The sequence below is a fragment of the Sodaliphilus pleomorphus genome, from assembly GCF_009676955.1.
In the GTDB taxonomy this organism is placed as follows: domain Bacteria; phylum Bacteroidota; class Bacteroidia; order Bacteroidales; family Muribaculaceae; genus Sodaliphilus; species Sodaliphilus pleomorphus.
In genome coordinates, this window is record NZ_CP045696.1 from 640704 (window position 1) to 657864 (window position 17161).

Below are 17161 nucleotides of genomic sequence, written 5' to 3' on the forward strand. Positions count from 1 at the left end.
GCTAAATTTGTGCACAAGCAATTAAAAACTCGACGCGACATGCATGAGAGCGAGATAAAAATATATCAATCAGTGTGGAAGCACATGCTCGTGGCCATCGCGTGCCTTGGTTGTGCCACAGGGGCATGGCTCATGGTCACCAGCACTGGCAGCAGCTGGCCGGCAAAAGTCGCTGGTTGCGTGGGGGTGATATTCTTCGGTGGCGGCGGGTTGTTGTATGCCATCACTACCCTCTACAACTGGATGCGCCACATTCCATTTTTCATCATTTACGAAAACAGGGTGGAAATATACCAGCCGTTCAAACTAACCTATCACACCATCCCACTGGCCGACGTGAAGCGTTTCAGGTTGATAACGATCAATTCAGTCAAGTTTATCGCCGTTGATTACACAACAGCATCCTTGACACACAAGTTGGCGAAAACATCGGGTCTCAAGCAACGCATGATGGCATTTAACGTCGAGGCGTCGGGGGGGGCTGTCGAGAGTTTTCTCGCCGATGGCTTGGCAATGAAGGGGCAAGAGCTGTGCAACTTGCTGAACAGTCGCTTAAAAGACAACAACCGAATAACTGCAAAATAACATCAAGAATATGAAAACAGCATTAAGCATTCTTCTAATGGCAATAATGGCAACATGGGTCCACGCGCAAGATTTTGTGACCATCTCGGGCAAGGTGACCGACTACCAGGGGCACGCCGTAGACTCGTGCAACGTCATCATCTACAATCCCGACTTCACCGAGGCCTATGAGACCTACAGCGACTCGACCGGCCACTACAAGCTCGAGGGCGTGGCCAAGGGCCGATATGCCGCACTGGCAGCAATGCGCGTCAATGAATATCCACGCATGCAGCAAGTAGCCCCCCAGGACATGAAGCTCGAGTTCTGGGCTTGGAATGTGATTGCCGAAAGCGACATCACGCTCAACCTGAGCTACGGCAAGCTGGAGCTGTACGGCACCACCGCTTTTCTTGAGTATGGAGGCCGCCGCGAAATGCTCATCTACACGCGTCCCATGAGCGTGACCAAGGCCATTGCCTATCAGAACTATATGGACAAGGCCGATGCCGAGAAGCACTCCATCGTCACGGTCGAGCCACAGTACATGAGCTTTGAGGTGAAGGTCGACGGCAAGCCCATGAAGATCTACTCTACCCAGCCATTGACGATGAAAAACCAAGACGGCAATCCTGGCAACGACACGTGCTACCTGCTGCAAGTGGAGCTGCCAGCCGACATCTACAATCACACGGGCCGCCCCTACGAGGTAAGAGTGACGGGATACAACTCGCAAAACGACGAACGCGGCGAGAGCGTGTATTATCTCGAGGCGCCCCACTACAAGCACAAGTAGCGACGTCACGTTTCAGGGTGTGCAGCAGGCGGTAAAGAAAACGGGGCTGTGCCCGATGATTACGGCACAGCCCCGTTGAGAAAACAAATGGTGTAGTGAAATTAATGTAATACCCTATATTGGCGACAGCCCTTAGAAACCCAAGATCACGCCCATCGAGATGTTGTTGAACTGCGGCCCGCGGCTCGACTTGAGCACGTGCTGCGGGCGGTAGCGCACATAGAGCCCCACGTTGTTGTAGGAAAAGCCGCCCATGACGTCGAAGGTGATCTTGCGCTGGCCAATGCTGCCGGTGGTGAGGTCATACTTCACGCCGTCGAGCTTGTACTTGGTGTTGAGGTGGGCGCCCGTGTTGACATTCATGATGGGGCCTACAAAGAAACTGCCATCGCCCCCAATCGACTGCCTGAACACGAGCGGGAACTGCAGCGAGAAGGTGTAGATCATGCTGCTGCGATGGGTGGCCCCGTCGGGATAGGCTGCCATGCCCACACGGCCGCTGTCGTCTTTGTAAAAGTTGACACCGGAATTGTGCATGCGATAGTGACGCCAGTCGAGGCCAAAGCCCAGCGAAATATACTGCCCGTGCCCAGTGGCATACTCGACAGCAACGGCATTGAGCATACCTATCTCATACTCGTGACCCATGTAGTCCTTAAGCGGCTGGGCGCCATTTTTCACGTGGTTCCATCCCCAGCCAAAGTAGAGCCCCGAGGTGATGACCGACCAGTGGTGACGGCTGGTAGTGTCCGACCTCTGGAACGGGAGTTTCAAGTTCCAGTCGGTGCTCTGGTTTATCGAGAGGCGGTCGTTGTCGTTGTGGCCCACATTGTAGTCATAGGAGTACACCTTCTTTTTGTCCTCGGTGAGCACTTTCACGTGCGAGCCCAGCGAGTCCTCGGTGATGATCACCCGGCGCGGATTGTCGACCACCTTGACGGTGTCTTGAGCAGTAGCGCTCACTGTGGCGATATTGCACACGGCCACAGCCGCGAGAGCAATTGATACTGATTTCATCATGTTGTTGTTATTTTTTTTGTGTTATTGTTTTATTAATTTTTTGATATAGGCACTGCTCACGTCGCCCTCCATGTAGATGAGCGTGACAACGTTGGCCGGCTGCTTCCTGGCCAGCGACTGGTCGAGGTAGAAGATGAAGCGGTTGTTGCCATTGCGTGGCGACAGCACATAGTAGCCATAGTAGAGACGGCCCTGGCGGTACTCCACCTCTTTGCTCACCGCCTTGGAGCCGTCGCTTGTCACGGCCCTGACCACAGGGGGCACCAGGGCGCGGTCGGTGACCGAGAGGCTGCGGTACACGTCGAGATTGATGCGCTCGGCCTTGGGACCGGTCACGACAATCTCGGTAGCGTGGGGCGAGTGCTTGTAGCGCCCGCCGAAGAGGCTGGCAATGGCCAGCCCACGCTGGGCCTGTGCCGCTCCTGCTGCCACAAGGGTAAGGATGAAGATGAAAATCATGCGTTTCATACGCGTAAAGGATTAAGAATTAAGTATAAAATACGATTGCATGAGTACATACTGTATATACTGATTGATAACATGTCTCCTATTTTTAGGGGGGGGGAGAGAGAAACCGGCAGTGCGCGGGCAGATTTCAGTTCTCGTCGGCATCGAGGGCCTGACCCATGCTCTGGAGCTGCTGCATCATGTGATCGTCGACGCTCGACGAGGCACGGTCGATGTCGTCGAAGTTGCGCTGAATCATGCGCATCACTACCTTGTCGTCGCTCACCTTGTGGCCGTTGACCCAGGCATAGCAGGCATCGGGCGGTGTTGTCGCCATACGCGTCACATAGAGGCCTGCGCTCACAACCAGAGCCACGGCAGCTGCTGCGGCTGCCACACGCATCCACGACTTGTGCCAGCGCGGTGCTGGCTCGCGGCTGGCCTGCGTGCGGGCCATGCCCATGCTCAAGAAGCCCATGGTGAAGCGAGCCTCGTCGATGGTCTCACTGCTAAAAGAGGTCGAGGCCAGCTCACATCGCAGCCTGCGCTCGTCGTCATCGCTGAGCTTGCAGTCGAAATACTGCTCAATCATAGCCTCGAGCTGCTCCTGCGAGAGCGGAGCGTTGCCGCTGCGGGTGTCGTGTTGCTGTTTCATTGCTGCTGCTGTTGTTGTTGTCATTGTTGATGCCTTTCTCTATAAATCTGTCTTATGCGCTTGCGGGCGCGGCTCAATTGCACTCTCACATTGGATGGCTGCAAGTCGAGCCGGCGGGCAATGTCGTCGAAGTCGAGCCCCTCATATTCCCGCATCCTCACAATAGAGCGTTGCACTGGCGAGAGCTCGTGCTCGATGATGGCTGCAACCTGGGCATAGACCTCGTCGCGGCCGGCCGGCCGAGTGTCGTCGTCAGCCATGTCGCGCGCCTCGTCGACAGCCACCGTGGGCCTTGCCGCGCGACGGCGCACCACATCGATACTCATGTTGTGCACTGCCGTCACACTCATGCCGGCAGCAGCCTGCTCGGTGCCAATGTCGTCGCGATGCTTCCACAGCCTCACAAAGGCGTCTTGCACAGCGTCGGCCGCCTCATCGCGGTTTCCCGTGATGCGTTCAGCCATGGCAAGCAAGCGTTGCCTCATGCTGGTGAAGGTCGTTGTCAAAGTGTCGGTACTCACCTTTTTCTTGAGAGGTTTCATAAAGAATACGCAAAGTTACCCCAATTGTAACACAAAAAGTGATTTTTCTGCATTTTGAAGGCAAAAAGATGGGTACATAAGAAGGCGCCTCGGGTATGCCAAAATCAAAAACAAGTTATTGATTTTGCATTTCGCTCGGCTTGCAGTAATTTTTGATAAATCACGCGGCGCCTCGGGTATGGCAAAATCAAAAACAAGTTATTGATTTTGCATTTCGCTCGGCTTGCAGTAATTTTGCACACACGCGACGTGTGGAAAAGCTGCAAGGCTGCGCGCGCATGCGTACGTACGTAAAAAGAAACATACAGAAGGGGAAAAAATACTATTGCATCATGAGTTCACTCTTTGGCAAGATATTGGACACACGGCCTCGCGACGGCGAGAGCACAAGGGGGCACATCGAGGTGCTCGACACCACGCTGCGCGACGGCGAGCAAACCTCGGGGGTGAGTTTCTCGCCTGCCGAGAAACTTAGCATCACCCGACTGCTACTCAACAACCTGCACGTGCCACGCATCGAGGTGTGCTCGGCGCGGGTATCGGCAGGCGAGTTTGAGTCGGCCAGGGCAATATGCCAGTGGGCAAGCGAGCACGGCCTGCTCGAGCGAGTGGAGATGCTGGGCTACATCGATGGCGGCAAGAGTGCCGAGTGGGTGAAGCGTGCCGGCGGCAAGGTCATCAACCTGCTGGTGAAAGGCTCTGAGCGCCACTGCCGCGAGCAGCTGGGCAAGAAGCCTGAGGAGCACTATGCCGACGCATGCCGGGAGATTGTGGCTGCCCATGAGAAAGGCCTCGACGTGAATCTCTATCTGGAGGACTGGAGCAACGGCGTGCGCACGTCGAAACAATACCTGTACCGCTTCATGGACCTGCTCAAGGACTTGCCCGTGCACCGCTTCATGCTGGCCGACACGCTGGGGGTGATGAACCCCAACCAGGTGTATGAGTACTGCAAGCGCATGGTTACACTCTACCCCACTTTGCACTTCGATTTTCATGCCCACAACGACTATGACCTGGCCACAAGCAACGCCTTTGCCGCCGGCCTGGTGGGCGTAAAGGGGCTGCACTGCACCATCAACGGGCTGGGCGAGCGTGCCGGCAATGCCCCGCTGGCCGCCGTGGTGGCCATGGTGCACGACATGTTGCACATGGACACCGGCATCGACGAGAAGCAAATCTACACGGTGAGCCACATCGTGGAGTCGTTCTCGGGGGTGGTGGTGGCACAAAACGAGCCCATCATAGGCGAGAACGTGTTTACGCAGACGGCCGGCATACATGCCGACGGCGACTGCAAGAACGACCTGTATTGCAACGACCTGGCACCCGAGCGCTTCGGGCGCAAGCGCGAGTATGCCCTGGGCAAGCTCTCGGGCGAGGCCAGCGTCAAGGAAAACCTGGTGGAGCTGGGCATCGAGCTGGGCAAGAAATATGTGCACCAGGTGACCGAGCGCATCGTGCAACTGGGCGACAAGAAGGAGATTGTGACACAAGACGACCTGCCCTATATCGTGGCCGAGGTGCTCAAGCGCGACCCGCAGCAAAACAAGGTGAAGATTGTGAACTATGCCTTGAGCATGTCGCACGGCCTGCACCCCACCGCGGCCATCAAGCTCGAGGTGGAGGGCACCGAGTATGAGGAAAGCGCAAGCGGCGACGGCCAGTTTGACGCCATGATAAAGGCGGTGACCAAAATCTACCACAGCAAGCTGCACCGCCGCCTGCCGCGGCTGGTGAACTACACGGTGAGCATTCCGCCCCACGGCAACACCGATGCCCTGGTGATGACCAACATCACATGGAACCTCGACGGGCACGTGATAAAGACACGCGGGCTCGACGTCGATCAGATTGAGGCAGCCATCCAAGCCACGCTCAAGATGCTCAACATCATCGAGGGCTTGTGAACGACGCACGGCTCTCGCTGCTGTTTTTTTTTATTTCATGATTGCATTTTAGCTTTCAAGTCGAGCACGGCGGCCACAAAGTCGTCGTTGGAGAGGTCATAGGGCAGCCAGTTGATGGGCGTGCCGCGGCGCTCCATGCCACGAAACCAGGTCATCTGCCGCTTGGCAAAGCGGTGAATGGCCGTCTCAAGCTGGGCAAACATCTCGTCGCGCGTGAGCTGACCGATGACGTGCAGCGTCACATATTTGTACTCCAGTCCATAGTATATCAAGTCGGCAGGCGGGATGCCGCTGTCGATGAGGCGGCGCACCTCGTCGACCATGCCAGCCTCGAGGCGGGCCTCAAGGCGCTGAGTGATGCGCCGGCGGCGGCTCTCACGGTCGATCATCACCCCTATCACCAGCGCATCGCGCAGGGGATGGGGCTGGGTAGCCGCCTTGAGGTGGGGATGGTCGTGATAGTACTTGCATATCTCGATGGCGCGCGTGGCACGCTGGCAGGTGTCGATGTCGCTGTTGTTGCGCAGCGTCTTGTACTGCTTGAGCAGGGCGGTGAGCTCGTCGAGCGACTTTGTGGCCAGCTGCTCGCGCAGCTCGGGGTTGCAGGGCACAGGGGGCAGCTTGATGCCCTTGAGCACACTCTCGACATAGAGCCCCGTGCCGCCACACATGATGGGCTGGCGGCCGCGCGCCTCGATCTCGTCGCAAGCCTGCTGCTCGTCGCGCAGAAACTCGTGCAGATTGTACTTGTAGCCCGCGGGGCAGATGTCGATGAGATGATAGGGCACGTGGCCGTACTCGTCGAGGTCCTTGCCCGTGCCCAAGTCCATGCCACGGTACACCTGGCGCGAGTCGGCACTTATGATTTCGCCGTCGAGGGCGCGGGCCAGAGCCACGGCCTTGCCAGTCTTGCCCGATGCTGTGGGGCCTGTGATAACGATGAGCATAGATTGCTGCTGTGCTTAGATATATAGTGAGGATTGATACTCTATTTACCGACAGTTGGCTGCAACGGTGGTGTCACTTCTTGAGATTCTGGTCGAAGAAATTCATCACCTTGCGATACAGCGGCAGTCGCACGTCGCAGCCATTGATGCTGTGATTCATGTTGGTCCACACGTGCATGTCGAAGTCCACATTCTCGCTCTCGAGCTTGGAGATGTACTGCATCTCGTTGACGATGTGCACATTGTCGTCGGCGCTGCCAAACATGATGAGCACGCGTCCCTTGAGCTTGTCGGTGGCCTCGAGCGGCGAGCCGTTCTTGTAGCCCTCGGGGTTGAGCTGCGGGGTGCGCATGTAGCGCTCGGTATAGATCGTGTCGTAGTACTTCCACGAGGTGACGGGGGCAATGGCCACACCGCACTTGTAGTGGCTGCCCGGCGTGGACATAGCCATGAGCGTCATGAAGCCGCCATAGCTCCAGCCCCACATGCCTATGCGATCCTTGTCGACATAGGGCAGGCTGGCCATGTAGTCGCTGGCGGCAATCTGGTCGATGCACTCGTAGTGGCCCAGGCGCTGGTACACCACGTGCTCAAAGTCCCAGCCGCGGCCTCCAGTGCCACGGCCGTCGACGCAGGCCACGATATAGCCCTGCATGGCGGCATACTCCTCCCAGTCGAGGGCCCAGCGGTTGAGCACCAGCTGCGAGCCCGGGCCGCTGTACTGCACCATGATGACGGGATACTTCTTGGCAGGGTCGAAGTCGGCCGGCTTCAGCATGAAGCCGTTGAGCGTGACGCCATTCTTGCTGAAGCTGAAGAACTCGCGCTTGGGCACCGCCTTCTGGGTGTACTTGAGGGCATAGTCGCTGTTGGTTTCCAGGTTGCGCACCTTCTTGCCGGCTGCATTGCCAATGCTGTACTGTGTGGGCGTGTGGGCGTCGCTATAGGTGAGCAGGTAGTAGCTGTAGTCGCTGCCAAAGCGCACGCTGCTTGTGCCCTCGGGCTTGGTGAGGGCGTGCTCGCGGCCGTCCTTGTCGATAAACTTCACCTGGCGGTTGAGCGGGCCAGCCGTGGTCTGGTAGTAGAAGCGCTGGCGCTTCTCGTCGTAGCCATAATAGCTGGTCACATCCTCGTTGCCGTGGGTGAACTGCACTTGCTTGGACCCGTCGATTTCGCACCAGTAGAGCTGCATGTGTCCCGACTTGTTGCTGGGAATCACAAACCAGTGGTCGTAGTAGGCCACCTGGTTGGCCATCTCGCTGTCGATCCAGTAGTCGCTGGTCTCGTGATAGGCCTCTTTCACCTCGTTGCTGGCTGGGTTCACCGCATAGATGTGGAAGTCGTTCTGCAAGCGGTTGAGGGTGCTCACCATGAGCTTAGAGTTGTCGCGGGCATAGGCGATGTGGGGGATGTAGTCGTCGGGGGCGACGGGCACAGCCAGCTGCCCAAGGCGGGCAGTCTCGACATCGTAGGCCATCACGCTCACCACCGAGTTTTTCTCGCCGGCCACAGGATACTTGTAGTCGTAGCGGCCAGGGTAGAGCTCATAGTCGTCGTTGGGACTGCAAGTGCCCTGGTACAGGGTCATCGAGTACATGGGCACCTGGCTCTCGTCGAATCGCAGGAAAGCCAGCGTACGGCTGTCGGGCGACCAGGCCATGGCGTTCAAGATGCCGAACTCCTCCTGATACACCCAGTCGGGCACGCCGTTGATCACGTGGTTTTTCACCCCGTCGGTTGTCACAGTGGCCGTTTGGCCGTTGTCCAGGTTCTTGATATAGATGTTGTTGTCTTTCACATAGGCCACACGCCGCGCATCGGGCGAGAAGGTGGCAATTTCCTCGCCGCCAGCATCGGAGAGCTTGCTGAGCCGCTGACGCTTGGTGTCGTACACATAGTAGTCGGCGCTGAAAGAGTGGCGGTAGATCATGTGCACGTCTTTCCACAGCAGTATCTTGCTCTCGTCGGCACTCATCTTGTAGCCTTCCCAGGCAGCTGTGCCCTCGCTGGCAAGCGACTGTGGCTCGAGCACGGCCGTCGACCGCTCGCCGGTGGCGTAGTCGAGTTTGAGTATCTGGGTGCCGTCGGCACTCTGCTGGTAGTAGTAGCGGCCGTCGAGGGCCGGTTGCGTGTCAGGGATTCCACTGGGGCGGCTCTGCGAGAGCACAAAGTCGGCCAGGTCAAGCGTCTGTGCGTTGCCCAGCGCTGTGCCAGCAGCCGCCAGGGCGATAATGAGTGAAGATTTTATTGCGTTCATCTATGGGTTTGTATAAACGTGATTTTGTTTTCTTTATGATTAAACTTGCATGTGTATTAATCGGGCCACGTGGCCACGCTGCATGGGCTGCATGCACCGCGGCACACTCGGCAGTCACAAAGTTACAACTTTTTTTTGCACGCTTTGCGTTTCTTGCAAGATATTTGCTTCAAGCAGCACGGTGATTTTTAATAAATCACGCGGCGTCTCGGGAATGTCAAAACTCAAAAGCTGGGCTTTTGGTTTTGCATTTCGCTCGACTTGCAGTAATTTTTAATAAATCACGCGGCGTCTCGGGAATGTCAAAACTCAAAAGCGGGCTTTTGGTTTTGCATTTCGCTCGACTTGCAGTAATTTTGAATAAATCACGCTTCGTCTCGGGAATGCCAAAACTCAAAAGCTGGGCTTTTGGTTTTGCATTTCGCTCGACTTGCAGTAATTTTGTGTGCTGAGTGAAAACAAATGCACAATTATTATGGACTTGACCGAAGTGAAGAAGAAAATGCAAGGTGTCGAGAGCCTGGCCACCACACTGGGGCTTGAATTCATCTCCACCCCCGACCCCGACACGCTTGAGGCAACCATGCAGGTAACTCCAGCCGTGAGCCAGCCCTTCGGGTTTCTCAACGGCGGCACCTCGCTGGCCATTGCCGAGAATGTGGCTGGCGTGGGCAGCTATGCCTTGTGTCCCGACCGCGTGCCACTGGGGCTGAACGTGAGTGCCAACCACCTGCTGCCTGTGCCCGTGGGAGAGCGTGTGAGGGCAAAGGCCCGCATCCTGCACAAGGGCCACACGATGCACGTGTGGAACATCGACATCAAGAACAAAGACGACGAGACCATCTCGACAGCCCGCGTGACCAACTACCTCATTCCGTTGCAGCACTGACATGGCCAGCTTTGCACTATACCGCCTCCCCGACCACGACCACGTGACCCGCATCGCCAGTCACAACGAGCCGCGGGCTCTGTCGTCGTGCAAGGAGCTGAGCGGGCAACAAGGCTTTGCCGTGGCTCCTTTCACGATAGCTGCCAGCGAGCCCTTGCTGCTCATCAAGCCCGACGAGGTGAAGAGCTACCTGCTGCCTGCCGCTGCACAGCCCCAGCCGCCCGTGCTCGAGCCGGGCGCCCTTGCCGGGGGCGGGGATGGGCGCGAGGCCTATCACCGCGACTTTGAGCGGTTTCACGAAAAGCTCACGAGCGGCGAATTTCAAAAGATCGTGCTGGCAAGGCAGATGAGAGTGGCCACCTCGGCGCCAGTAAAGGCCACCCAACTCTTCTACCGAGCCTGCAATCTCTATCCGCACCAAATGGTGACACTGGTGCACACCGCAACCTGCGGCACCTGGCTCATGGCCACGCCCGAGGTCATGCTGAGCGGCAGCGGCGGCTGCTGGCACACGGTGGCGCTGGCAGGCACCATGAAGGGCTGCGACGAGCATGCAGCCTGGAGTGTGAAAAACATAAGAGAACAGCGCCTTGTGGCCACCTATGTGCACCATTACCTCGCCCGCTATGCCAGCAACATCGAGCAACGCGGCCCCATGACCGCCCGTGCCGGAGCCCTGCTGCACCTCAAGAGTACCTTCGACTTCACGCTCGAGAGCGACGAGCTGCTGGGCCCGCTGCTCGACAGCCTGTACCCCACTCCTGCCGTGTGCGGCCTGCCCAAGCAAGCCACGCGCGACTTCATCGCCGCCCACGAGACGACAGCCCGCAGCTACTACAGCGGCTTTGCCGGTCCGCTGGGCATCGATGGCGCCACCCACCTCTATGTGTCGCTGCGCTGCATGCGCATTGACCACACGGCGTGCACCCTCTATGCCGGCGGGGGAATCTTGAGCGACAGCGTGGAGCAACAAGAGTGGGAAGAAACACAGGCCAAGATGGGAACCATGCTGCGACTGCTCACGACCTGACCATTGAATTGGCCATTAATATATTAAGGAATAACGACAACAATTTCAACACCACTCATGTATTGCAACAAGGATAATGTGAACCAGCTCACCGCCCTGCTCGTGGCCCACGGCATAAGGCACGCCGTGGTGTGCCCTGGCTCGCGCAACGGCGCCATCGTGCACAACCTGAATGCGTGCCCTGGCATCACGTGCCATGCCGTGACCGACGAGCGCAGCGCCGCCTTCTACGCCCTGGGGCTGGCACAGGCCACACAGGCGCCAGTGGTTGTGTGCGTGACATCGGGCACTGCCCTGCTCAACACAGCCCCTGCAGTGGCCGAGGCCACCTTTCAGCACCACGGCATCGTCGTGATTTCGGCCGACCGTCCCAGTGCCTGGATAGGCCAGCTCGACGGGCAGACAATGCCCCAGCCCGGGGCATTGGGCACCTTTGTGGCCCGGTGCGTGAATCTGCCCGAGCCACACGACGCCCTGACCCGCTGGGAGTGCAACCGCCTCGTGAACGAAGCCCTCATCACAGCCTGGAAGCAAGACCGGCCCAGTGTGCACATCAATGTGCCCATAAGCGAACCCCTCTTTGAGTTCACCACGCCCGAGCTGCCAGCCGAGCGCGCAATCACCTGCACCGAGTCGCACACGGCCTCTTGCAGTGCCATGGCCAGCGACTATGCCCAGGCTCGCAAGCCCATGATCGTGATAGGCCAACTCGACGGGCACTGCAACGGGCTGCAAGACAGCATCGCGCGCATTGCCCGGCAGGCTGTGGTGCTGAGCGAGCCCTTGAGCCCCACAGGGCAGCCCTCGCACTGCGACGAGGTGCTGCACGCCGTGGGGGCCGACGAGGCCTACATGCCCGACTTTGTGCTCTATGCCGGCGGCACAATTGTGAGCAAGCGATTAAAAAAATTTTTGCGGCTGGCCAGCAGTGCCGCCATGTGGGAGCTGGACGAGAGTGTGCACGACACCTTCATGCACCTCAAGGGCGTGGTCGACTGCGACCTGGCCACAGCCCTCGACTGGCTGCACAATGCCCGCCAGGCGTCGCTTCAGGCAGGTGAAAATGCCTACGTCACACGCTGGCACCATGCCCTGGACGTTGCCCGTGACCATGCAGCCACATTCGAGCCACAATACTCACAGTTGCGGGCCGTGCAACTGCTCGAGCGCGAGCTCGACATGCAGCAGGGCTGGCACTGCCACTATGCCAACTCCACGGCCGTGCGTCTGGCCGGCATCTACGCCCGTCACTACGTGTGGTGCAACCGCGGCATCAACGGCATCGACGGCAGCACGTCGACAGCGGCAGGCTATGCAGCCGCCACCCCCCATAGAGTGATGCTTGTGACCGGCGACCTGAGCTTTTTCTACGACCAGAACGCGTTGTGGAACCAGGACCTGCGCGGCAACCTGCGCATCATGCTGCTCAACAACGGCATGGGCGGCATCTTCAACCAGCTCAAGGGCCTCGACAAGAGCCCGGCCCGCGACACAATGATTGCCGGCAGCCACCACACCAGCGCCCAGGGTCTGTGCCAAGCCTGCCGCGTGAGCTACCTGGCCGCCCGCAACGAGCAAGAGCTCGAAACCGGCCTACAAGAGCTCACAGCGGCTACAAGCGACCGTCCCATCGTGCTCGAAGTGTTTACCCGCCCCGAGGCCGATGCCGAGGAGTATAAAAGATACTACAGCACGCTGCACATCGAAAGCGGCCGATGAAAACAGAGAATAAAAACAACACTACAATATCACACAACATTATGGCAAAAAGAGAATGGAAAAAGATTGAAGACTTCGACTTCAAGGAAATCTTGTTTGAAGAATACGACGGCATTGCCAAGATCACCATCAACCGGCCGCGCTACCGCAACGCCTTCACCCCACTCACCACGTGGGAGATGAGCCAGGCCTTTGCCTGGTGCCGCGAGGCCCAGCGCATAGGCGTGGTGCTGCTCACCGGCGCTGGCGACAAAGCCTTCTGCAGCGGGGGCGACATGCACGTGAAAGGCCGCGGGGGCTATGTGGGCAGCGATGGCGTGCCACGCCTCAATGTGCTCGACGTGCAGATGCAGATACGCCGTCTGCCCAAGCCCGTGATAGCCATGGTGAACGGCTACGCCATAGGTGGCGGCCACGTGCTGCACCTGGTGTGCGACCTCACCATCGCCAGCGAGAATGCCATCTTTGGGCAAACGGGGCCCAAGGTGGGCTCGTTCGACGCCGGCTTCGGGTCGAGCTACCTGGCCCGCATCGTGGGTCAGAAGAAAGCCCGCGAGATATGGTTCTTGTGCCGCCAGTACACAGCTCGCGAGGCCGAGCAGATGGGTATGGTCAACAAGGTGGTGCCCCTCGACCAGCTCGAGGACACCTGCGTGGAGTGGGCCCAGACCATGATGCAGCGTTCGCCCCTGGCCCTGCGCATGATCAAGGCCGGCCTCAACGCCGAGCTCGACGGTCAGGCAGGCATCCAGGAGCTGGCAGGCGATGCCACCATGCTCTACTACTTCCTCGACGAGGCCCAGGAAGGCGGCAAGGCCTTTTTGGAAAAACGCAAACCCGACTTTAAAAAATATCCCAAACTGCCTTGATGAGAATAACTATCGACCAACGAACGCTGCACTTCAAGCAGCCGGCCGGCACCTCGCGCGGCGTGTACACCACCCGCCGCTCGTGGCTGGTGACGATGAGCGACGGCGAGCACACGGGGCTGGGCGAGTGTGCACCGCTGCCCCGCTTGAGCTGCGACGACCTGCCCCACTACGGCCAGGTGCTGCGTGAGTGCTGCGACGAGGTGGCGCGCACGGGCGTCATCCCCACGCGTGACTTGAGCCGCTACCCCTCGATGCTTTTCGGCCTGGAGACAGCCATGCGCCACCTGCAAGGCGGCAACATCGACTGCGGACACGGCCGGCAGCTGCCCGTCATCTACGACACACCCTTCACCCGTGGCGAGGAAGGCATTCCCATCAACGGTCTCGTGTGGATGGGCACTCACGACGAGATGCTGGCCCGGCTCGAGGCGAAACTCAAGCAGGGCTACGGTTGCGTGAAACTCAAGATAGGCGCCATCGACTTTGAGCGCGAGCTCGACCTCATCGCCCACATCAGAGAGCGTTTCACACCCGAGCAAGTGGAGCTGCGCGTCGACGCCAACGGCGGTTTCACCCCGGCCTGTGCCCTCAAGCGCCTCGAGGCCCTGGCCCCGTACGGCATCCACTCGATCGAGCAGCCCGTCATGGCTGGCCAGTGGCAGGTGATGGCCCGGTTGTGCCAAGACTCGCCCGTGCCCATCGCACTCGACGAGGAACTCATAGGGGTGAACACGCGAGAGCGCAAAATCGAGCTGCTCGACACCATCAAGCCCCGCTACATCATCTTGAAACCCTCGCTGCACGGCGGCATTGCCGGCACACAGGAATGGGTGCAGCTGGCCACCGAACGCGGCACAGGCAGCTGGATAACCAGCGCCCTCGAGAGCAACGTGGGGCTCAACGCCATCGCCCAACTTGCCGCCCACATCTACGGGCCCCACATCGAAATGCCGCAAGGACTGGGCACCGGACTGCTCTATACCGACAACATCGCGATGCCACTTGAAATAAAAGGAGACTGCCTATGGACCTCGATACATTCATAGCCGAGTGGAACAACCCAAGCGACCGCGTGCTCGTGCACACCAGCGGCTCGACCGGCAAGCCCAAGCCCATGATGGTGGAAAAAAGGCGCATGGCCTGCAGCGCCCGCATCACGTGCCGCTTTCTGGGCCTGCAACGCGGCGACACAGCCCTGCTGTGCATGCCGCTCGACTACATTGCCGGCAAGATGGTGGTGGTGCGCAGCCTCGTGGCCGGGCTCAAGCTCATCGCCGTGCCCCCCAGCGGTCACCCGCTGGCCACAGTGAGCCAGCACATCAATTTTGCCGCCATGGTGCCCCTGCAAGTCGTCAACTCGCTGCAAGAGCCCCAGGAGCGGGCGCGGCTCGAGGCCATCGACCACCTCATCATAGGCGGCGGTGCCATCGACGACAGCCTGGCCCGCGAGCTCAAGCAGTTTCCACGGGCCGTGTGGAGCACCTACGGCATGACCGAGACCCTGTCGCACATCGCCCTGAGGCGGCTCAGCGGCCCGCAGGCCAGCCAGTGGTACACCCCCTTTGAGAGCGTGACCGTGGGGCTCGACAGCCGCGGTTGCCTCACCATCGATGCCCCGCAGGTGTGCCCTGCCCCGCTCACGACCAACGACCGCGCCATTGTCGAGAACGGCAGGTTCAAGATACTGGGTCGCATCGACAACGTGATCGACACCGGCGGCATCAAGGTGCAAATCGAGGAGGTGGAGCACCTGCTCAAGCCCCACTTGAAGGCCCCCTTCATCATTTCGAAGAAGAAAGACGCACGCCTGGGCGAGATGATAGTGCTGCTCACCCAGGACCCCGACACAGCCGCCGTCGAGGCCGCATGCCGGCTGGCCATAGCCAACCGCTACTGGCGCCCGCGGCGGGTGGTGCACATCGACAAGCTGCCCCTCACTGCCACCGGCAAGCCGGCACGCGCCCAGGCCGAGCGCTACTGCAACACGCTGTAGCACCCGTGCGCACACACTGATGGCATCGCAGTGCACTGGGCGGCACCCAGGGCAGGGATGGCGCCACTGCGGTAAACGGCAATTTATATACACAACCACAAAAAAAATACTGCACCAAAACGAAGATTTCTTGCCAAAAAAGTTGCAGATTATAAAAATTTACATTTCCTTTGTAAACAAATCATAATACTTGATAGAGATTAGGTATTTTATTTATGCAAATGAGATAACACAAGATATCCTATTTTATTAACTCTTTAAACAAAACATTATGAAGAAATCTTTACTTGCAATCGCTGCTCTTGCAATCGCTTTGACAGCAAGTGCCGCAACCACAATGGAGACCTCTACCCGCAGTTACACGCCCACCAATGCCAAGGTGAATGTGAACAGCCTGCGCAGCAATTCTCTTTTTGCTAAGAAAGCAAAGAAAGTGCGTGCCAAGGTTTCAAGTGCCAGCGACCTGGCAGGAACCTATATCGAGACCAACATCCCCATGGAGGGCTTCTATTCTGCAGGCACTACCACAGTGACCGCAACAGGCGACTCGATCACCTTCAAGAACTTTGCAGGCATCAGCGATAACTATTCATTCGACGTGAAAGCCAAGGTCGACGTTGCCAACGGCACCTTCACTATTCCTTCGGGCACCAAACTGTACAAGAGCGGCTCAAGCTACGGAGACTGCCCGATGTATTGCATAAGCGTCGACGACCAAGGCAAGGTGAGTAAAACAACCGACCCCATCCAAGGCGTTATCAATGATGATGGCAGCATGGTTATCACCAGCCCGTGGGCATGCTTCATCGTCACTGGCCAATATGCCGGCTACTACTTCGGCGATCTTATGTTCCAAAGCAACTTCTTCAACAAGCCCAATGCCCGCATGACCTATAACCAAACCGGCAAGGGCGCCCAGAACGTGATGCTCTATGTCGAGCAGACCGACTCTGCAGTGATGCTGTCGAACTTTGCCGACTTTGGTTGCGTAGTTGGCCTGGCAAAGAATGCCGACTCTACAGTGGTTATTCCCAAGCAGAATGTGCTGGACCAGGGTGAACAGTATGGCACTTTCTTCACGATTGGTTACGATGCAGCAGGCCAAGACACCATCGCCAATATCAACGGTACCGGCGCTGGTCATCCCGCACAAATCAACCTGACCAATACGTGGACGATCCTGTCGACCACTGGCTACTGGATCAACCAGTGCAGCGACACCAAGATCTTCTTTGCCGACGAGAACGGCAACGTGAGCACCGACACATTCTTCACCTATCCTCATGAGCTGACTGGTGTGAAGGACGTGACTGCCCAGAAGGTTGTGGCTGGCAAGCACTATGTGAACCTGCAAGGCCAAGTGAGCAACGAGCCATTTGAGGGCGTCAACATTGTGGTCACCCGCTACACCGACGGCAGCCAGAGCGCTACCAAGATGCTGAAATAAAACAGCAGGCCGACTTGCGGTAACGTTGTCGACCGACTGAAAGCAAGAATAAACTCTACGGGGCTGTGCCAAC

16 protein-coding genes are annotated in these 17161 nt (G+C 58.2%); 10 read left to right on the plus strand and 6 right to left on the minus strand.

Annotated elements, in window-relative coordinates; all coding sequences use genetic code 11:
* Positions 1–39: 39 nt before the first annotated feature.
* Both GF423_RS02620 and GF423_RS02625 read left to right on the plus strand, forming a co-directional pair.
* The gene (locus GF423_RS02620) at positions 40–585 is read left to right on the plus strand and encodes an STM3941 family protein (protein ID WP_235911516.1); all 546 of its coding nucleotides are present in this window, start codon (positions 40–42) and stop codon (positions 583–585) included.
* A gap of 46 nt (positions 586–631) precedes the next feature.
* Positions 632–1360: a carboxypeptidase-like regulatory domain-containing protein gene (locus GF423_RS02625; RefSeq protein WP_206113338.1), complete on the plus strand. Its 729-nt coding sequence runs from the start codon at positions 632–634 to the stop codon at positions 1358–1360.
* Between the two features lie 132 nt (positions 1361–1492).
* Here GF423_RS02625 and GF423_RS02630 read toward each other — a convergent pair whose 3' ends face one another.
* The 4 genes from GF423_RS02630 to GF423_RS02645 all read right to left on the minus strand — a co-directional run bounded on the left by GF423_RS02630 (position 1493) and on the right by GF423_RS02645 (position 4024).
* Positions 1493–2380: a hypothetical protein gene (locus tag GF423_RS02630; RefSeq protein ID WP_154326914.1), complete on the minus strand. Its 888-nt coding sequence runs from the start codon at positions 2378–2380 to the stop codon at positions 1493–1495.
* A 21-nt stretch (positions 2381–2401) separates the two neighbouring features.
* Positions 2402–2848: a DUF6108 family protein gene (locus tag GF423_RS02635; protein WP_154326915.1), complete on the minus strand. Its 447-nt coding sequence runs from the start codon at positions 2846–2848 to the stop codon at positions 2402–2404.
* A gap of 127 nt (positions 2849–2975) precedes the next feature.
* Complete coding sequence (locus tag GF423_RS02640) at positions 2976–3506, minus strand: hypothetical protein (protein WP_154326916.1); 531 nt, start codon at positions 3504–3506, stop codon at positions 2976–2978.
* A complete protein-coding gene (locus GF423_RS02645; RefSeq protein WP_154326917.1) occupies positions 3503–4024 on the minus strand; it encodes a GFO_1088 family ECF-type sigma factor in 522 nt (173 codons plus the stop codon). The genes GF423_RS02640 and GF423_RS02645 overlap by 4 nt, the downstream gene beginning before the upstream one ends.
* Positions 4025–4356: 332 nt before the next feature.
* Between GF423_RS02645 and GF423_RS02650 the strand changes: the two genes are divergently transcribed.
* Positions 4357–5934: a hydroxymethylglutaryl-CoA lyase-like TIM-barrel protein gene (locus tag GF423_RS02650; RefSeq protein ID WP_154326918.1), complete on the plus strand. Its 1578-nt coding sequence runs from the start codon at positions 4357–4359 to the stop codon at positions 5932–5934.
* A 35-nt stretch (positions 5935–5969) separates the two neighbouring features.
* On the opposite strand, the gene miaA is transcribed toward GF423_RS02650, so the two are convergent.
* Together miaA and GF423_RS02660 are read right to left on the minus strand one after the other, a co-directional pair.
* Positions 5970–6881, minus strand: a complete 912-nt coding sequence (gene miaA / locus GF423_RS02655) for a tRNA (adenosine(37)-N6)-dimethylallyltransferase MiaA (protein WP_154326919.1) — start codon at positions 6879–6881, stop codon at positions 5970–5972.
* Between the two features lie 73 nt (positions 6882–6954).
* Positions 6955–9138: a S9 family peptidase gene (locus GF423_RS02660; RefSeq protein WP_154326920.1), complete on the minus strand. Its 2184-nt coding sequence runs from the start codon at positions 9136–9138 to the stop codon at positions 6955–6957.
* Positions 9139–9613: 475 nt separating this feature from the next.
* On the opposite strand from GF423_RS02660, the gene GF423_RS02665 reads away from it, so the two are divergent.
* From GF423_RS02665 to GF423_RS02695, 7 genes are all read left to right on the plus strand, one after another.
* Positions 9614–10027, plus strand: coding sequence for a PaaI family thioesterase (locus tag GF423_RS02665; protein WP_154326921.1), 414 nt, complete (start codon positions 9614–9616; stop codon positions 10025–10027).
* Position 10028: 1 nt separating this feature from the next.
* On the plus strand, positions 10029–11057 hold the full coding sequence (locus tag GF423_RS02670; RefSeq protein WP_154326922.1) for a chorismate-binding protein: 1029 nt from the start codon (positions 10029–10031) through the stop codon (positions 11055–11057).
* 57 nt (positions 11058–11114) lie between these two features.
* Positions 11115–12776, plus strand: a complete 1662-nt coding sequence (gene menD / locus GF423_RS02675; protein WP_154326923.1) for a 2-succinyl-5-enolpyruvyl-6-hydroxy-3-cyclohexene-1-carboxylic-acid synthase — start codon at positions 11115–11117, stop codon at positions 12774–12776.
* A gap of 41 nt (positions 12777–12817) precedes the next feature.
* Positions 12818–13645 (plus strand): 1,4-dihydroxy-2-naphthoyl-CoA synthase, encoded by an 828-nt coding sequence (gene menB / locus GF423_RS02680; protein WP_154326924.1) that lies wholly within the window; start codon positions 12818–12820, stop codon positions 13643–13645.
* Positions 13642–14694 (plus strand): o-succinylbenzoate synthase, encoded by a 1053-nt coding sequence (menC, locus tag GF423_RS02685; RefSeq protein ID WP_394367013.1) that lies wholly within the window; start codon positions 13642–13644, stop codon positions 14692–14694. Before menB ends, menC begins: the two co-directional genes overlap by 4 nt.
* A complete protein-coding gene (locus GF423_RS02690; protein ID WP_154326926.1) occupies positions 14673–15641 on the plus strand; it encodes an AMP-binding protein in 969 nt (322 codons plus the stop codon). Before menC ends, GF423_RS02690 begins: the two co-directional genes overlap by 22 nt.
* 271 nt (positions 15642–15912) lie before the next feature.
* Positions 15913–17088, plus strand: a complete 1176-nt coding sequence (locus tag GF423_RS02695) for a hypothetical protein (RefSeq protein ID WP_154326927.1) — start codon at positions 15913–15915, stop codon at positions 17086–17088.
* Positions 17089–17161: the final 73 nt, after the last annotated feature.